Here is a 17666-nt window from a genome sequence, read left to right as displayed (position 1 = left end):
CCACTTTACCCGGCCTGTTTACTTTTAAACAGGCTGCGAACAAAACGAATCAGATGAAAATGCTGGATGCTCAGATAGAGCGTGGTGCCGATAATCACGCCGAGCAGCAGGTTGCCGAAATAGAGCGCCTGCCAGATATGCGGAAAGACTTCGTTAAACCACTGCTCCGAGCCGATGGGGATGGCAGAACTCATATCGTAAAGATCGGGCGTGCCTAGAATCCAAGTGCCGAATTTATAGCCGCCGTACCAGATCGGCCACATGGTGAGCGGATTGGTAATCCACGCCAGCGCGGTGGCGAGCGGAATATTGGCGCGCAGGTAATAGGCGAAAACCGAACCCAGCACCATCTGAAAAGGCACTGGCAGCATCATGCACACCGACCCGATAAAACCGGCGCGTGCAAATGAGGTGCGGTCTCCCGCCCAGTAAACCCTATCCTTGAAGCGAGGGAAATATTTGTTCAGAAACACCGACTGGCGGGTTTGACGGCCGATCTGGTGCATTTTGAGTTTTAGGTAACGCCACATGCCCAGTACTCCGTTGATTATTTAACCGCCTGATAGAGCGGTAATTGCCGTTCGATGGTTTGGAAGGTCATAATTCGCAAATCCGGCAGGCCATCGCGGTAAAGTAATGGCCGCTCGCCTTGAATCAACGGCTGCAAGTAATCCAATCCGGCTTGGGTAATATCCATGCCGTCTTCGCTGATAAAACGGTCTTCGACACGGTATTCCAAGTCGGCCACGGCAAAGAGATCCACCGTCTTGAATCGCCATGCAAACGGTTCGTTGGCCGTCATTTCGACGACCGGCAACACGCCGTGTTTGCCCTCCAGAGCCGCGTCCACCGCAGCCACGCCCGCACCGTATGCCAATTCCCAATCGGTCTGTGAAACCCAGTGGCTGGCGGCACGTTGCAGATAATCCGGCACGGCACTGTGCGTTTTGCAGCCAAACTCGTTGGCGACGATTTTGGCGATGGTGTGCGCCACGCCGCCGAGTTGGGTGTAGTCTTTCAGATGGGTATGTTCGACGCTTTCGATGGAGATATAGTCGCCGTTGATATCCACCAACCCTTCGGACACGATACAGCTACAGTAACCGTGGGTTTTAAAGAAGCCGGCCACTTTCTGTAGAAATGCGGCGCGATCAAAGCGACGTTCCGCCGGCAGAATAATCAGCGGTACGTCGGGAATCTGTTGTTTGATCAGGCCGCCTGCCATCGCCAGCCAGCCGGCATTGCGCCCCATGGCCTCCAGCGCAAAAAAACGCGTGGAGGTGTTGTGCATGGAATACAAGTCCAGCGTTGCCTCCAGCAGGCTGGCCGCCAGATACTTCGCGGCGCTGCCGAAGCCGGGGCTGCAATGCGACAGAGCCAAATCGTTGTCGATGGTTTTGGGGATGCCGATGCAGGTGACCTTGTGGCCGTGTGCCGAACAGTAATCGGCCACCTTCTGCGCGGTGACCATGGAGCCGTTGCCGCCATTGTAGAAGAAGTAGCCGATTTGATAGGTTTTGAACACCGCCAGAACACGTTCATATTGGGCGGGGTTGTATTCAATCGGGTCAAGGTCGAAGCGGCAGGCTTCAAACGCCGCGCCGGGATGGTTTTTAAGGCGTTCCAAGTCGTCTGTGCCGAGTGTAGCGGTATCGACCAGTTGTTCCTCCAACACGCCTTTGATGCCGTTGATGGCGGCAAAAATCCGTCCAAAACGCTGCGGATATTGGCGACAGGTTTCAATCACCGCAGCGGCGCTGGCGTTGAGCACGGCGCTGGGACCGCCGGCCTGCGCATAAAGGACGTTGGATGGCTCGTTTTGCTGGGTTGTCATGGTTTACACCTGAAATACTGATAGGGCAATTATAAGTTAATTAAAGGAAGGTTTTATGACAGCTGCACGGCAAGGCGGTTGTCGGCAATGGAGAGTGCGGCCTGACCACGTAGCAGCTGCTGCAGCGGTTCGAGTAGTAACAAGCCGCGCCAGCCGTTCAAATCCACGCTTTCCATGCCGCGAATCAGCGCCAGCAGTTCGGCTTTATTCACGAGATTATGCGGATTGAGGCGGTAATCCAGCGCAATTTGATGGCATAAAGCCATGCAGAAGCTGATCAAGACCTCTTCCTGCGCATCGGCTGCCGGCGGTTTGGGTTCGTGTTGCGGCCAGCTGGCCGGGTCGGCGGCGAATACGATGTCGATGCACGCAATCCACTGCTCGCCGAACTCCTTGACCGATGACGCTTTGATCTGCGGCACTTTGTAGAGCGCCTCGACGGTTTTCGGCGGACGTTGTGCGATGGCGGTGATCACCTCGTCGCTGATGACCCATTTCTTGGGTTGATTGTGTTCAATCGCGTAATGTTCGCGCCACTCCGCCAAAGCATGGACTATGGCCAGCTGCTTGGGTTTGAAGCCGCGCACGCCTTTGATTTTTTCGCCGGCGCGGCTTGGGTTGGGTTGATAGAGGCTTTCATCCAGCAGGGCGGCGCAATCCTCTTCAATCGCTTTCAGTTGCGCCGGCGTGAGGTGTGATTTGAATTTCTCATAAAGCGGTGCCAGATAACGCACATCGTCAATCGCGTATTGAATCTGCTGTTCGCTCAAAGGGCGAGCGTGCCAGTTGGTGCGCGTCTGGTCCTTCGACAACTTGCAGCCCAGTTCCGCTTCGACCACGCGGGCAAAGCCGGCAATGTCGCCATGTTTGAAGAAAACGGCGGCCAGTTGCGTATCAAAAATTGACACGGGCATCTGCTGTGCAAGTTGATACAATACTTCCAAATCCTGACGGGCTGAGTGAAACACCTTGGTAAGACGCGGTTCAATCAGAATGTTCACCAAGCCCTGCAAACCGTTTTCGGGGTCGGCAGCCTGAATGGGCAGCGGGTCGATAATGGCGACTTGGCCAAGACAGTCCTGAATCTGCACCAGGCTGAGTTCCGCGAAGTAAGTGTCGGTGCGCACGAATTCGGTGTCGATGGCGATCCACTGCACCTCGCCGTTTTGCAGAAGACGCTCGGCATAGGCGTTCAGCGCCTCAGCGGTGCGAATGTCGAGATAGTTGGTGTAGTCGAAATGAGAGCTGATTTTTTTCATAGCGCAAGTGTAAAAGCAAGCGGCAGCCAGCGCAAGCGTGCCGACGAGTAAACGAGAAGGAAGGGATGTGAAAAAGCAACAAATTCATATTTTGGGCATTGCCGGCACCTTTATGGGCGGCATCGCGCAGCTTGCCAAGGCGATGGGGCATGAGGTCAGCGGCTCGGACAAAGCGATTTATCCGCCGATGAGCACCCAGCTTGAACAGGCCGGCATTGCCGTGGGCGATGACCAGGATGTGCGTTTTTTGCAAAGCGGGCCGGACGCCGTGGTGATCGGCAACGCCTTAAGCCGCGGCCACAAAGCGGTGGAGGCGACCTTGAACGCCCAGCAGTTTTACACGTCGGGCCCGCAGTGGCTGGCGGAACATATTCTGAAAGACCGTTGGGTGATCGCCGTGGCCGGCACCCACGGCAAAACCTCCACCGCGTCGATGGTGGCGTGGATTTTGGAGCACGCCGGTTTGCAACCGGGCTTTCTGATTGGCGGCGTGCCCGAAAACTTCGGCGTGTCGGCCCGTTTGGGGGAAGCACCGTTTTTTGTGGTGGAGGCTGACGAATATGACACCGCTTTTTTCGACAAGCGTTCCAAGTTCGTGCATTACCATCCGCGCACCTGCGTGTTGAATAATCTGGAGTTTGATCATGCCGATATTTTCGATTCCGTCAAAGACATCCAGAAGCAGTTCCATCATCTGGTGCGCACCGTACCCGGCAACGGCTTGATTGTAATGCCGAACGACGAGCCGAATTTGGATGAGGTGATTGCCAAAGGCTGCTGGACGCCGGTCGAGAAGCAGGGCAGTAGCGCGCAGTGGAGCTACCATCTGTATGAGCCCGATGGTTCGGAATTTGAAGTGCGTTTTCAGGGCAGTTGCATGGGGCGCGTCAAATGGCCGCTGAACGGTCTGCACAATGTGCGCAACGGCTTGAGCGCGGTGGCTGCGGCCGTGCATTGCGGCGTACCGGCGCGGATTGCAGTGGAGGCGTTATCGTATTTCAAAGGCATTCGCCGCCGCATGACGTTGGTGGGTGAAGCCAAAGGCATTGCGATTTATGATGATTTTGCCCATCATCCGACGGCCATTGCCACTACGTTGCAAGGCGTCAAAAACCGCCTGCAAAAATTCAACAGGCCGGGTAGTGATGAGTCTCCAAGCGGACGTTTGGTCGCGGTTTTCGAGCCGCGTTCCAATACCATGCGCATGGGCGTGCATGCCAAGACCTTGCCGGCGGCGTTTGACCAAGCCGATGCGGTATTCGCCTTTATCGACCCGGCTTGGAACTGGCAGCTGCCATTGGATGCCTTCAAAGCGCCGGTGAGTGTGGCGGACAGTTACGAGGCGCTGTTGGCGCAATTGACCGAGGCGTTGCAGCCCGGCGATACGGTGGTGGTGATGAGCAACGGCGGGTTTGGCGGCATTCACCAGAAATTGCTTGCTGCCTTGCGGGATTAATTATGTGGGCGTTGCTGGAGCTGGGTATTTTATTGCTGGTGGTGGCGTGGATTGTGTGGATGCTCAAACCGCCGCGCCGCAAATAGGCCGGTTTTAAAAAACCTTCTCAAGTGAAAATTCTGCGGCCTGCAACGGGCGGCCGGGACGGTAGTGATTGATTAAGGCATCCGACCACATTCTGGCACGCTCCGGCAGCCCCAGTTGCAGATAATCTTGTACCTGTTCAAACACGGCTTGTTTAAAACCATCCGATGCGCCGACCCCGCCGCTTAAATTATCTGCGCTGAAATGGAATTGAAAATCCGCCGACTGTGAAAAAATCCATTCCAATGCCTGCGGCTTGACTTCGACTTTTTCAAATTCCGCCTGTCTTTCGGCACTTCTGCCGTCCGGTTCGTACCAGTAGCCAAAATCTTCCAGCAAACGGCGCTCCTTGCCCGCCACACACCAATGCGCGATTTCATGCAAGGCACTGGCAAAGAAACCGTGGGCGAAAACAATGCGATGATGCGGGTGTTCGGCATCGGCAGGGCGATAAATGGGTTCGGACTCACAACAGACCAACTCGGTGTTGTAAGTGGGTACAAAAAGCGTGTTAAACAGTCTAACGGCGTGTTCCGGCGTATGTTGCATAGGATAAAAATCGATAGCAATAAAAAAGGCGCTATTGTAAGCGCCTTTTGTGTTTACGACTACCGGCTTTTGCCGCAATCGTTTGTTACAGTTTGGCCATGACGCGACGCGCGGCGTCGATCGTGGCGTCAATATCCGCTTCGGTATGTGCCGCGGAAACAAAGCCCGCTTCAAAGGCGGAAGGAGCCAAATAGACGCCTTCGTCCAGCATGCCGTGATAGAAAGCGCGGAAACGCTCCATATTGCCTTTGGCAACCTGGGCATAGCGGCTGATGTTCTTCTCTTCGTTGAAGAAATAACCGAACATGGCGCCCACCTGATTGGTGGTGAACGGAATCTTGAATTCGTCAGCGACGGCTTGCAGACCCTGCACCAAGCGGGTGGTTTTGGCTTCCAGTTCCTCAAAGAAGCCCGGTTCGCTGATCAATTCCAATGTCTTCAAGCCCGCCGCCATGGCGACCGGATTGCCCGACAGCGTGCCCGCCTGGTAGACCGGGCCCAGTGGCGCGATGTGCTGCATGATTTCGCGCTTGCCGCCAAACGCGCCGACCGGCATGCCGCCGCCGATGATTTTACCGAAGGTGGTCAGATCGGGCGTGATGCCGTAGCGGCCTTGCGCGCCTTGCAGGCCGACACGGAAACCGCACATGACTTCGTCAAAAATCAACACGCTGCCGTATTGGTCGCACACTTCGCGCAGGGTTTCCAAAAAGCCCGGTTCCGGCGGAATGCAGTTCATATTGCCGGCCACCGGCTCGACGATGATACAGGCGATTTTGTCACCGATTTCGGCAAACACCTTGCGCACTTCGTCAGCATCATTGTGCGTCAATGTCAGGGTTTCTTCGGCCAGTGCCGCCGGTACACCCGGTGAAGAAGGTACGCCCAGCGTCAGTGCGCCGGATCCGGCTTTGACCAGCAAGGAGTCTGAGTGGCCGTGGTAGCAGCCTTCGAATTTGACAATCTTGTCGCGTCCTGTGTAGCCGCGCGCTAGACGAATCGCAGTCATGGTCGCCTCGGTACCCGAGCTAACCATACGTACCATGTCCATCGACGGGATCAGTTCACAGACCAGATCGGCCATAGTCGTTTCGATTTTGGTCGGGGCCCCGAATGACAGGCCGCTTTCGGCTTTTTCCTGAACAGCTTTGATCACCAACGGATGGGCATGGCCGAGAATCGCCGGACCCCAGGAGGCGACATAGTCGATATAGCTCTTGTCGTCTTCATCGACCAGATAGGCGCCTTTGGCGGCTTTGAAGAAGACTGGGTCGCCGCCTACGCCTTTAAAAGCGCGAACGGGAGAGTTAACGCCGCCGGGAATGTGTTTTTGCGCGGCCTGAAAAAGATCGTGTGATTTACTCATGGGGATTCCTTGGTGATTTCGGTTAAGTCACGATTAAAGTTGCGGGCTCATCTGTTTGATGCGTTCTTTGACCAGATCAAACTGCACTTCACCGATCTGACGGTAAACAATATTGCCATTGGGGGCGATCAAAAAGCTGGTGGGGGTGAGCAGTACATCGCCGAAAGCCTGGGCGATTTTACCGTCCGTATCCATCACGAATGTGAATGGGTAGGGATTGCTCTCGATAAACTTCTGCACTTGCGACGCTGGGTCGTATTGCATGGCAACAGCCACGAGCTCGAAGCGGTCGCCGAGTTCGCGCTTCATCTCCGCCAGGTGCGGCATTTCGGCAATGCAGCCCGGACAGGAAGTGGCCCAAAAGTTTACCAGTACCGGTTTTCTAGGAAGGCTGAGATCAAGTTGCCCTTGAGCGGTCTTTACATTGACTTTCGGTGCTTTGCCGAGACCGTCTGAAAATACCGTGAAATAGAGCAGGGAGGCCAGCAAGCCTACGACTAAAAGACCAAAAAGTTTACTGCCAAGATTTTGCATGGCGGATACCCTTCGTTTTAATGCGGCTACACAGCCAGTATGAAATAGAAATAAAAAACGGGCCGGCATTGCGGAGCAATGGACCCGTTTTGTGATGGAGTTTGGCCTGTAGAGTGCGACAAACTCTCTTACGCAGTAATGGTTTCTACACCGTTAGGTGTGCCACACAGGAACACATCGGCTTTGCGCGCCGCAAACAAACCGTTGGTAACGACGCCCACGATGCTGTTCAGTTCATTTTCCATAGCCACCGGATCCGTGATTTGCAGACCATGAACGTCCAGAATCACATTGCCATTGTCGGTGGTGAAACCGTCACGCAATACCGGCTCGCCGCCGAAGCGTTTGACGACTTCACGCGCAACATAGCTACGCGCCATCGGAATGACTTCGATCGGTAGCGGGAATTTGCCAAGCACCGCGACTTTTTTGCTTTCGTCGGCGATACAGACGAATTTTTTAGCCACAGCCAGTACGATTTTTTCACGTGTCAGCGCGCCGCCGCCGCCTTTAACTAAATGCAGAGCAGGATCGGCTTCGTCCGCGCCGTCAATATAAACAGACATTTCGTCTACTGAGTTCAGATCGAAAACAGGAATGCCATGCCCTTTCAGACGCTGTGCGGTCGCTTCCGAGCTGGCAACGGCGCCTTTAATCGAGCCTTTGATTTTGGCCAATTCGTCGATGAAGAAGTTGGCAGTAGAGCCTGTACCCACACCGATAATGGTGTCTGGAACCACGTATTCGATAGCGGCTTGAGCCACTTTTTGTTTTAGTTCATCTTGCGTCATGATTATCTCTTTTCCTGATTTTTTTATTTTGTTCTGTATTAGCAGCTATACGCTATTTAACCGCACATTTTAATCAATTAGCAACGTGTTGTATAGCTTTTAAAAAAGAGTGAGAGGCTCGAAAATACGACCTCACCCCAATGTGGGGAGGTTGTAGGAAACGGACTTATTGTGCCGGTTTGATCATATTGTGTTCATGCATCGGGGAGGGCTGAACTTTGGGTGTGTCCACCGATAAAGAAGGAGGCATAACGCCTTCTTTGCGCTCTAAAACATCGACGATCATGCCGGACTGCGACACGTAATACATGTCAGGATAAACGTGTACGGCTTTGAATGTCATAGGGCGAATTTGGCGAGACTGCTCTGCCAGAGGTTTGCCCAGCGCCATATACATGCCGCAAATGGTCGAGCTGGTACCTACTTCGCGTTTCTCTAGGCGTTCTAGATCTTTATAGCTTAATTGGCCGCGTTTGTTGAGTTCGTCAAAATAGGCTTTTTTGTCGGCTTCTGATTCCAGAGTGGAATAGTTGACACAAAGATCAATGTTTTTCATTTGGCTGATATTGTTATTTGCGTCATCAGCCCAAGCTGAGGCTGAAAAAAGCGCTGAAAGCAAAAGAGTTGCAGCGGTTTTTGGCGTTGTGAATTTCATCTATCTACCTATTTTTGTTATGTTTTCAGGTTAAAACGGCTGCATAGTCTACCTGCTAACCGTTTTAAAAATCCAATTTATTATTTCAATGGCATTGATCGGAATAACTAAACTGGCCTTAGTGCATATGTCCATGCTGCATTTGCATGCCCATGCCGGTTAGGGATTTAACCGGCATGGAAACGGTTTTGTGACTACCGTCGGAGAATTGCAGTTGCACTTCGATAGTTTGGCCGGCAGAAAGGGTTTCCTGCGGTTCGATCAGCATAATGTGCAGGCCGCCTGGCTGCAGTGTAGCTTGGCCATGTGCGGGTACCACGATTTGTGGGATTTGGCGCATGCGCATGACGCCATTGTCGTTGGTATGGGTATGCAGCTCGACAATGTCAGCGGCTGCCGATTGTGCGCCGGTAAGGGTGATGTCGTGGTCAGTCGGGTTGTTCAATTCCATAAAGCTGGCACTGGCAGGGGCTCCCGGAGGCACTTCACGTGCATAGGGATTGTTCACTTGCAAATCGTCCGCCTGGCTTGCCCAGGTATTGGCGCTGGCGAAAGCCGTCAAAGCAGAAAAGGTCACAGCCAGGAGTTTGCGTTTGTAGTTCATAGGGTTTCCTTTTGGCCTAACCCGGCCTGTTGAGTTTTTTGTGGTTCACAATTTAGGGGTTTTAAGTAATAAATTCAATAGGGTTCTTCGCGTTATTCGGATACGGCGGTTGCCGATAAGTAGCGTCGAATGGTGTGAATGAACTGATCCGGTTGGGTGGCATGCGGCAGCTGTTCCTTCAATCGGCCTTGCTGGTCGACTACATAGGTGAAGGCGGAATGGTCTACCGCGTAATTGGTGCCGTTTTTCGGGTCATTCACTTTGGCGTAAACCACGCCGTAGCGTTGGGCGATTTCGGCAAGGGTTTGCGGCTCGCCGGTCAGGCCGACAATGTTGGATTCAAAGTAGTTGGCATACTGCTGCAGGCGTTGCGGGGTATCGCGTTCCGGGTCGACCGACACGAATAGTATTTGCAGGTTTTGCTTCTCTTCGGGCGTTAATTTGCGATAGGCGACCGACAGATTGCCCAGATTGGTGGGACAGATGTCGGGGCAGAAGGTGTAGCCGAAATAGATCAGCACCAGCTTGCCCTTGTAGTCACTCAAACTATGCTTGCCATCCACGGCGGTCAAGGTGAAATCACCGCCTTGCGGATGCGCGTCGGAAACAAGTTTGGCGCCGGTTTGTGCCTGTGGCTGGAAAAGGTTGGGGATAAAGAAAGAGCCCAACCCGATGATGATTCCTAATATGATGATCGTAAACAGGTTTTTTGTTTGCATGGAGTTCTCCTTGCTTAAACTCAAAAGCCGTCCTAAGCGAAATGCGCTTGGACGGCTGCGTATTAGCTAAAGCATTTGCCCAACTTAGAATTTGGCAGAAACTTTAGCCCAGACATTGCGGCCTGGTTCATAAACTTTATAGAGATTACCTGATAATGTATCGGTGCGATTCAGGGCCGTATAGTAAGCTTGATCAAACAAGTTGTCGACACCGGCTGATAGTGTAAACGTTTTGTTGACATGGTAGCCGGCATATAGGTCAACAGTGCTCCATGCCGGTGTTTCCAGTTCATCATAGGCATCATCCACTGCTTTTTGCTCGCTGGCCATGTTAACACGTGCACCAGCCGTTAAGTTGTGAGTGGCATATTCAGCGAAGATTTTACCTGTAAGCGGGTTTATACCCATCAAGTCGGCGTTATCGGTAGTATTGAAACCGCGCGTACAACTTGCATTTAAGCCGACTTTGAATTGATTGCTTAGTTTGGCTGCTGTTTCCAGCTCCCAGCCGTAAATAACTGCATCAATGTTTTTGTATAAGGTTTTTCCCGATTGTTTGTAAGCTGTAATGTAATCTTCCGCTGAATCATAGAAAGCAGAAAGGTTCCAATTCATTTTCTGAGTGGTTTGCCCTAGTCCTAAATCAGCTTGAGTATGTTTTTCAGGGGTTAGATTTGGATTGCCAATCCAATTCGATTTCGCCATAAAACGCTCGGTGGCATCTGCAGTTCGAGTTGAGCGACTGATTCCGATAAAGCTATTCATACCATTGCTGTAGGCTTTTTCATAGCGGGCCAACGCATTCCAGTTGCCTTCTTCAATTTTGGTGTCGTCTGAATAATCTGGATAGTTGGTGGTATAGAGGTTAGACGGTGAATTAGCTGGTGAGCTGACACCGTTGGCATCACGAACTTCAGCGGTCACTTGGTCGTAACGCAATCCTAAAATCACTTTTTGGTTATCTTTGAACAGGGATGTGCTTTCTGCAAAAACACTGTTTTGCGTGGTCAATACATCAGGCCACATTGCAAACATGTCCGTTCCCATCGTAATGTTAGACAGAACGGCGTTTTTAACTTCGCTTTGCAAAATAACACCATAGTCCAACTGCGTATGGCCAAATTGGCTGGTTAGTTTGATTTTTCCGCCTGTGGTTTCGGTATCGGACACCGTTTCCATTTTTGTTCCCGTAGGGGTGCGAAGTTCAAAATTATTCATCACATGATCAACCGTCGATTGATACACTTCAACTTCCAGGCCCTGCAGGTTTTTGGCGAGGTTTTTACCTTTATAGCTCAAGCGTTTGATCTCGCCCTCTGACAGCGGAGCATCCATGCTCGAGCCTTGATACAGCGCATCTTCGGTGCGGCTTTTCTCGTAGGAGAATTTAAATTCATTGTTTTCATTCGCGCGGAAACCAACGTCAATATGGCCTTGTTGGGTTTCGTAGCTGGAATTGACTGTATCACCGTTGCCGTCTTTATAGCTGTCGGCCGATTTTTTGGCGCCCTGCAACACAACATAAAGCTTGTCGCTGCCGGCCGCGACTTTGGCATTCACATCGTGGTTGATGCCGTTGCTGCTGGTGGCCGCGCTGATTTCGCCTTGAATGTTTTTGCCGTCTTCAAACACCGGGGCATGGCGTTCAAAAATCATGCTGCCGCCAGTGCCGCCGGCGCCGTATTGCACCGATTGCATGCCTTTGACCACGGTGACGCTGTCGTAGCTGCCGATTTCTGCATAGGAGGTTGGCGGATCCATGCGGTTAGGACAGCCGCCGGCGATTTCGGCACCGTCCAGAACGACGTTGATTTGGGTGTTTTGCTGACCGCGAATGTTGACATCCAAGCCATGCCCGCCCATGCGCGACGCATCCACACCGTTAAACTGGCGCAAAATCTGCCCTGTTTCGGTGTTGCCGGTTTGCGTCAGGGTTTCAGCGTTTTGGGTTTCTACATTGACTTCCTTGTTTTCCACGACCTCTACTGGGGCGATTTCGGTGGCGTAAACGGCCGAGGGGCAGGCAAGGGTGGTGAGAATGGCGAGTGCCAATTTATTGCGCTGGAACATGTTGGATCCTTTAATGTTTTTATTTGGTTAATACAGGAGTGCGCGTATTCTATGCACTTTTAAGCATGGCCAGATTGGAGAGAGTTTTAAGGGTTGGCGAAGAGTGTTGCGCAATCCTGCCTGAATAATTGAGAAAGTCTTGATGCCATGCGCCCGAATAAGTTTTGTGATGAAAGTCCCAGATTTTTCTGCAACGGACATCGGCAGCCTCCTTAAGGTCAGGAGTGATATAATGAGCGCCAATTTAAGTGATCCGCATTGAAAGGGAAGTGGAATGCCAGAAGAGATATTGCGCCGCGTGCTGACTGTGCCGGTTTACGACATCGCCGATGAAACGCCTTTGGAGGTGGCGCCTTTGTTGTCAAAACGGTTGCAGAACAAAGTGTGGTTAAAGCGCGAGGATTTGCAGCCGGTATTCTCGTTTAAACTGCGCGGTGCTTACAACCGCATGGTGCATCTGACGGAAGAGCAGAAAGCCGACGGCGTGATTGCGGCCTCGGCGGGCAACCATGCGCAGGGCGTGGCGCTTTCGGCCAGCAAAATGGGCATTAAGGCGACGATTGTGATGCCGCGTACCACCCCACCCATCAAGGTCAATGCGGTCAAGAATCTGGGCGGTCATGTCGAGTTGCATGGCGATACCTATGACGAGGCGTCGCGTTTTGCCAAGCAACTGGCGGAACAGCAGCGCCTGACCTTTATTCACCCCTACGACGATGTGGATGTGATTGCCGGACAGGGCACGATTGCGTTGGAGATGCTGCGTCAGCACAGCAAACCGTTTGACGTGATTTTTGTGGCGGTGGGCGGCGGCGGCTTGATTTCCGGTATCGCCTCGGTGATCAAGCAGGTGTCGCCTAAAACCCGCGTAATTGGTGTGGAGCCGGAAGATGCGGCCTGTATGACGCGTGCGCTGGAAGCCGGCGAGCGCGTGGTGCTGGATCAGGTGGGGATTTTTGCCGATGGTGTCGCGGTGGCGCAGGTTGGCGAAATTCCGTTTCGTATTGCACAACGCTGTGTCGATGAGATGATTACCGTCGATACCGACGAAATCTGTGCCGCCATCAAGGATATTTTTGAAGATACGCGTGCCATTGCCGAGCCGGCGGGCGCGGTGGCTCTGGCCGGCATGAAGAAGTTTGTGGAACAGTACAGCGTGGCCGGTCTGGAGATGGCGGCGATTGTCAGCGGCGCCAATATGAATTTTGACCGTTTGCGCCATATCTCCGAGCGCACCGAATTGGGCGAGAAGCGCGAAGCGATTTTTGCGGTGACCATCAAGGAAGAGCCGGGCAGTTTCAAACAGTTTTGCGAGCTGCTGGGCGGCCGCCGTGCGATTACCGAATTCAACTACCGTTATGCCGATGCGCAAAAGGCGGTGGTGTTTGTGGGGGTGCGTACCGAGGGCGGGCGCGCCGAACGTCAAGGCATTCTGCAAAGCTTGAAACAGGCCGGATACGAAGCGCAGGATATGTCCGACAACGAAATGGCCAAGCTGCATTTGCGTTATATGGTCGGCGGTCACGCGCAAGGCATTCAAAACGAACTGTTGTACCGTTTCGAGTTTCCGGAAAGACCGGGGGCGTTGTTGCAGTTCTTAACGCAGATGAGCGAAGAGTGGAATATCAGTCTGTTCCACTACCGTAACCACGGTGCGGCTTATGGCCGCGTGCTGGTGGGCGTGCAGGTGCCGCCGGAGCAGAGCGCCGGTTTTGAGCATTATCTGCAGAATCTCGGTTATCCCTATGTGAACGAACAGGAAAATGCGGGTTATCAGCTGTTTTTGCGCCCTACGGAATAAAACTCTAAAAGCCAAAAAACGCGTTTGAAAAACTCAACAGGCCGGGTAGGAAATGATTTCTACCCGGCCTGTTGAGTTTTTAACGGCGGATTTTAACGCACGAATTGATGGCAGACTTGCGGACCTGCTGCTGCAGTCTTGTCGGTGGTCACTTGCGGTAACGGCGGCATAAAACCGTGTTCGCGCAGTTTTGTCCCGCAGCTCTGGATCTGTTGAAAAACGCCTGAGGCTTCAACCGTGTGTTGGAAGGCCAGGACGGCGTTGTGCGCTTCATCGGTTTTGCCGGCCTGACACAGAGCACCGAGTTGGTTTTGCAGACGATTGAGGGTTTCGTCATATTGAAGTACGGCCATTTCGTCGATTTGTGTCAGGCATTCCTGCATCTGGTTGAATTCGATGGCCCACTCTTTCATTTGCGGCTTGCTGAAATCGGTGGTGTCGACAGCTAAGGCCGAGAGTGGTGCAATGCTGATCACAACGGCAGCAAGCGCTGGCATACAGGCTTTAAAGGGCGTTTTCAATGTCGGGCTTCCTGTAAAAGTGAAGCGTGTCACCAAACTCATCTTAATGTTTCTATTAATGAGTAAGTGGTGCAGTCGCTATCTGAGTTAGTCGGCTAATAAATCCAGCTGTTTGTCATCTTTTTGATCTTGGTTGATGCGGCTCGCCGTCGGCCCTTTTTGATCGCGGTATTTGGCATCGGAACGCTTGTTGTACGGTTTGGCCGATGCACTCGACAGGGTCTCGAAATTGATGGCGCAAATATCCATACCCGGGCGCAATGCCAGCGGCAGTTTGCCGCTGTTGAAAATCTCTAGCACGATCTGACCGTGCCAGCCCGGGTCGATGCGGTGCGCGGTGACGTGCACCATCAGACCGAGGCGCGCCAGGCTGGAACGGCCGTCGAGCCAGCCGACCAGGTCGTCGGGAATAGTGACCGACTCGAACGTTGCGGCCAGCGCCAATTCTCCGGGGTGCAGGAAAAACGCCTCGCCTTCGCCGATAATGATTTCATCCCCCATCACCGTATCCATAATGCGCTGTACTTCGGCGCGCGGCCCGCTTAAGTCGATATAGGGGGCGGTGTGGTCGTTGAAGACGCGGAAACGGTTGTCGAGACGCAAATCGACGCTGATTCCCTTGATCTTTTCAGGGCTGGGCTGAGGGTCGATGGCGATTTTGCCGACCTTAAGGTGTTGAATAATATCGCGGTCGCTTAGTTTCATAACAGTTCGGGCAGTTCTTCTAGTACTAAAATAATGGTTTTGTCAGCTTCGGTATTATAAACCTCAATCTTGGCGGGAAAGAAGCTGTATTCCGGCAATAGCCAGACTTTTACCTTGGCTTTGCTGGTGGCAAAGCCGTAAGCCTCGGCCGGGTAGCTGGTTTCAAAGTCGGCCAGTGCCACTTCCTTGAGGTCAGGCATTGGCGTCAAGGTGATGGCTTCCTGGCCGTGCGTGTCCTGCAGGTAAAAATCGCTCAATGGCTGGTTGTTAAGACGGGCAAACTGCAACGCGTAGGCAATCGAAGCCATGTCGTAGAGTTTGCCTTGCAGGGGCCAGCGACGCTGTTTTTCGGGATAAAGCACTTCGCTCGGCTGGCCGTCGCTGAGTTCAAAGGTGACGGTTTTGTCGTTGCCGTCTTTGCGGTGGATAATTTTCTGGTAGCTCTGCCAGGCAAGGCTCTCGTTATGCTGCTGCAAAGCAACGCGTTCTTCGGTGTATTCTTTGACAAACAGGCTCGCGAAACCGCTCGGTTTGGCCGTGGCGACCAGCGTGCAGTCGCTGTTTTCGCAGCTCAGCTGCTGTTCGGATGTGCCGAGTTTGATATTGAAGGCGTGCACCGCAAACATTGCGTTGAATTCCGGCAGGTTGCGGGCGGCAGCCTGGGTGGTGAAGCTGGCCACGGAAAGCAGCAGGCCGAACGATAGGGTTGTGGATAATGCCGTGCGCTGCCGTGTGAGCGGCTGCAGAAGTCGGTTTATGATGCGCATCGTGGAAGCTGTCATTATCGTGATTCCTATATCGTTTTAGAGTTCGCCAGAAAACTCTTCAAGCTGAATCGGTTCGGCCAAAGGCTGGCCGTTAAACCAGGCCTGTCCGTTTTTAAGTTGCAATCTGCCTTCTGCGAACCAGCGCACCACCAACGGGTAAGCCTGATGTTCCTGTTGATGGACTTTGTGCTGCAGGCTGACGGCATCGTCGTCCGGTAACAGGCTGACGCGCGACTGCAAAATCAAGGGGCCGCCGTCAAGTTCGGCGGTCACGAAATGCACACTCAAGCCATGTTCGGCATCGCCGTTGTCGATCGCCTGCTGATGGGTGTTCAATCCCGGATATTTGGGAAGCAGGGACGGGTGGATATTGAGCATGCGTCCCAGATAATGTGTGGTGAACTCGGCGCTGAGAATGCGCATAAAACCGGCGAGCACCACCAGTTGCACCTCTTGCGCGTCGATTTCGCGCTGCATTGCCCGGTCGAAGCTGACGCGGTCGGGGTAGTCTTTATGGTTGATGACGCACGTCGGAATACCGGCTTTTTCGGCGCGTTGCAATCCGAAGGCATCGGCTTTATTGGAGATAACGAGGCCGATTTGGTAAACGTCAGGGTGCTGTTGCTGGTAGTCGATAATGGCTTGAAGATTGGAGCCGTTACCGGAAATCAGCACGGCGATTTTCAAAGGGTGTTGCATATCAAAACCTGTTAAAACGGTATGTGAGTCTATGCTTTACAAAAACAAACCGGCGATGTTCTCAATGAAAACATCACCGGTTTCAGATGAACGCAAGTTTTCGATTAACCTTTAAACAGCGATACGCTTGGCGTGCTCTGTTCAGACGCTTCGATCTGGCCGATAACCGATACGGTTTCGCCTGCCTGAGTCAACAGGTCAATCGCTTTCTGCTGGTCTTTCTGGTCAACCACCAGCACCATGCCGATACCGCAGTTGAAGGTGCGGTGCATCTCTTCGTAGGCGACATTGCCTGCTTCCTGCAGCCAGTCGAACACCGCAGGGCGCTTCCAGCTGTTGGTGTTGATTTTAGCCATGGTGTTTTCCGGCATCACGCGTGGCAGGTTTTCCAACAGGCCGCCACCGGTAATATGCGAAAGCGCATGAATTTCAACCGACTTCATCAGTTCCAGAATCGGCTTGACGTAGATGCGGGTAGGCGCCATCAACGCATCGATCAGCGGCTGGCCGTTGATGTCTTTTTGCAGGTCAACGCCGGACACCTCGATGATCTTGCGGATCAAAGAATAACCGTTGGAGTGCGGACCGCTTGATGACAGGCCGAGCATGACGTCGCCGGCCTTGACTTTAGAACCGTCGATCAAATCGGCTTTTTCGACGATACCGACGCAGAAACCGGCTAGGTCATAATCGCCTTTAGGATACATGCCGGGCATTTCAGCGGTTTCGCCGCCGATCAGCGCGCAGCCGGATTGCAGGCAGCCTTCGCCGATGCCTTTGACCACATCGGTTGCCACCGCCACATCCAACTGGCCGGTCGCGTAGTAATCCAGGAAGAACAGCGGCTCTGCGCCCTGGACGATCAGGTCGTTGACACACATGGCAACCAGGTCGATACCGACTTGGTCGTGCTTGCCGCTGTCAATCGCCAGACGCAGTTTGGTGCCGACGCCGTCGGTGCCGGAAACCAGAATCGGGTTTTTGTATTTGTTGATCGGCAATTCAAACAAGGCTCCAAAACCGCCCAGAGAGGCGCATACTTCAGGGCGCGAAGTGGCTTTGGCGATCGGTTTGATCGCTTCGACAAGAGCGTTGCCGGCGTCGATGTCGACGCCGGCGTCTTTGTAACTGATGGATACGTTGTTTGAAGTCATAGTGTTTCTGATTTCCAATTTTTTAAAAGTCAGGTGTAAACGGGGTTTTGCCATCCGGGCTTCTAGGTTCGTCCGCGTCTAGGCGCGTCTGAGGGATA

Annotated in this window: 18 protein-coding genes; 2 read left to right on the top strand and 16 right to left on the bottom strand. The window is 53.1% G+C overall.

Annotated elements, in window-relative coordinates; translation table 11 throughout:
- Positions 1–5 precede the first annotated feature (5 nt).
- The 3 genes from HZ297_RS01170 to HZ297_RS01160 are packed head-to-tail and all read right to left on the bottom strand — an operon-like array spanning position 6 to position 3093.
- Positions 6–530, bottom strand: a complete 525-nt coding sequence (locus HZ297_RS01170) for a DUF2062 domain-containing protein (RefSeq protein WP_178861100.1) — start codon at positions 528–530, stop codon at positions 6–8.
- A 17-nt stretch (positions 531–547) separates the two neighbouring features.
- On the bottom strand, positions 548–1834 hold the full coding sequence (locus tag HZ297_RS01165; protein ID WP_178861098.1) for a 6-phosphofructokinase: 1287 nt from the start codon (positions 1832–1834) through the stop codon (positions 548–550).
- A 53-nt stretch (positions 1835–1887) separates the two neighbouring features.
- Positions 1888–3093: a ribonuclease D gene (locus tag HZ297_RS01160; RefSeq protein WP_178861095.1), complete on the bottom strand. Its 1206-nt coding sequence runs from the start codon at positions 3091–3093 to the stop codon at positions 1888–1890.
- A gap of 67 nt (positions 3094–3160) precedes the next feature.
- Here HZ297_RS01160 and mpl point away from each other — a divergent pair, with 67 nt between their 5' ends.
- Positions 3161–4549: a UDP-N-acetylmuramate:L-alanyl-gamma-D-glutamyl-meso-diaminopimelate ligase gene (gene mpl / locus HZ297_RS01155; protein ID WP_178861093.1), complete on the top strand. Its 1389-nt coding sequence runs from the start codon at positions 3161–3163 to the stop codon at positions 4547–4549.
- Positions 4550–4642: 93 nt separating this feature from the next.
- On the opposite strand, the gene HZ297_RS01150 is transcribed toward mpl, so the two are convergent.
- The 8 genes from HZ297_RS01150 to HZ297_RS01115 all read right to left on the bottom strand — a co-directional run bounded on the left by HZ297_RS01150 (position 4643) and on the right by HZ297_RS01115 (position 11921).
- A complete protein-coding gene (locus tag HZ297_RS01150; RefSeq protein WP_178861091.1) occupies positions 4643–5182 on the bottom strand; it encodes an elongation factor P hydroxylase in 540 nt (179 codons plus the stop codon).
- Positions 5183–5267: 85 nt separating this feature from the next.
- Positions 5268–6548 (bottom strand): glutamate-1-semialdehyde 2,1-aminomutase, encoded by a 1281-nt coding sequence (hemL, locus tag HZ297_RS01145; RefSeq protein ID WP_178861089.1) that lies wholly within the window; start codon positions 6546–6548, stop codon positions 5268–5270.
- A 33-nt stretch (positions 6549–6581) separates the two neighbouring features.
- On the bottom strand, positions 6582–7082 hold the full coding sequence (locus HZ297_RS01140) for a TlpA disulfide reductase family protein (RefSeq protein ID WP_178861087.1): 501 nt from the start codon (positions 7080–7082) through the stop codon (positions 6582–6584).
- Positions 7083–7210: 128 nt separating this feature from the next.
- Positions 7211–7873: a ribose-5-phosphate isomerase RpiA gene (gene rpiA, locus HZ297_RS01135; RefSeq protein WP_178861085.1), complete on the bottom strand. Its 663-nt coding sequence runs from the start codon at positions 7871–7873 to the stop codon at positions 7211–7213.
- Between the two features lie 166 nt (positions 7874–8039).
- Positions 8040–8528: a hypothetical protein gene (locus HZ297_RS01130; RefSeq protein ID WP_178861083.1), complete on the bottom strand. Its 489-nt coding sequence runs from the start codon at positions 8526–8528 to the stop codon at positions 8040–8042.
- A gap of 118 nt (positions 8529–8646) precedes the next feature.
- Positions 8647–9132 carry a copper chaperone PCu(A)C gene (locus HZ297_RS01125; protein WP_178861081.1) on the bottom strand — a complete coding sequence of 162 codons (486 nt, stop codon included), beginning with the start codon at positions 9130–9132 and terminating at the stop codon, positions 8647–8649.
- Positions 9133–9224: 92 nt separating this feature from the next.
- On the bottom strand, positions 9225–9851 hold the full coding sequence (locus HZ297_RS01120) for an SCO family protein (protein ID WP_178861079.1): 627 nt from the start codon (positions 9849–9851) through the stop codon (positions 9225–9227).
- A gap of 84 nt (positions 9852–9935) precedes the next feature.
- Entirely contained in the window at positions 9936–11921 is a 1986-nt protein-coding gene (locus tag HZ297_RS01115; RefSeq protein ID WP_178861077.1) for a TonB-dependent receptor domain-containing protein, read from the bottom strand.
- 274 nt (positions 11922–12195) lie between these two features.
- Here HZ297_RS01115 and ilvA point away from each other — a divergent pair, with 274 nt between their 5' ends.
- Entirely contained in the window at positions 12196–13722 is a 1527-nt protein-coding gene (gene ilvA, locus HZ297_RS01110) for a threonine ammonia-lyase, biosynthetic (RefSeq protein ID WP_178861076.1), read from the top strand.
- A 92-nt stretch (positions 13723–13814) separates the two neighbouring features.
- On the opposite strand, the gene HZ297_RS01105 is transcribed toward ilvA, so the two are convergent.
- The 5 genes from HZ297_RS01105 to purM form a co-directional block, all read right to left on the bottom strand.
- A complete protein-coding gene (locus HZ297_RS01105) occupies positions 13815–14285 on the bottom strand; it encodes a hypothetical protein (RefSeq protein ID WP_178861074.1) in 471 nt (156 codons plus the stop codon).
- A gap of 45 nt (positions 14286–14330) precedes the next feature.
- The gene (gene dcd, locus HZ297_RS01100; protein ID WP_178861072.1) at positions 14331–14948 is read right to left on the bottom strand and encodes a dCTP deaminase; all 618 of its coding nucleotides are present in this window, start codon (positions 14946–14948) and stop codon (positions 14331–14333) included.
- Complete coding sequence (locus HZ297_RS01095; protein ID WP_178861070.1) at positions 14945–15730, bottom strand: DUF3108 domain-containing protein; 786 nt, start codon at positions 15728–15730, stop codon at positions 14945–14947. The genes dcd and HZ297_RS01095 overlap by 4 nt, the downstream gene beginning before the upstream one ends.
- Positions 15731–15751: 21 nt before the next feature.
- Positions 15752–16414, bottom strand: coding sequence for a phosphoribosylglycinamide formyltransferase (purN, locus tag HZ297_RS01090; RefSeq protein ID WP_178861068.1), 663 nt, complete (start codon positions 16412–16414; stop codon positions 15752–15754).
- A 104-nt stretch (positions 16415–16518) separates the two neighbouring features.
- Positions 16519–17568 carry a phosphoribosylformylglycinamidine cyclo-ligase gene (gene purM / locus HZ297_RS01085; protein WP_178861066.1) on the bottom strand — a complete coding sequence of 350 codons (1050 nt, stop codon included), beginning with the start codon at positions 17566–17568 and terminating at the stop codon, positions 16519–16521.
- Between the last annotated feature and the right edge of the window lie 98 nt (positions 17569–17666).

The organism is Thiomicrorhabdus cannonii (genome assembly GCF_013391695.1).
GTDB classification, from domain to species: Bacteria; Pseudomonadota; Gammaproteobacteria; order Thiomicrospirales; family Thiomicrospiraceae; genus Thiomicrorhabdus; species Thiomicrorhabdus cannonii.
This window is presented reverse-complemented; position numbering and strand designations above follow the sequence as displayed.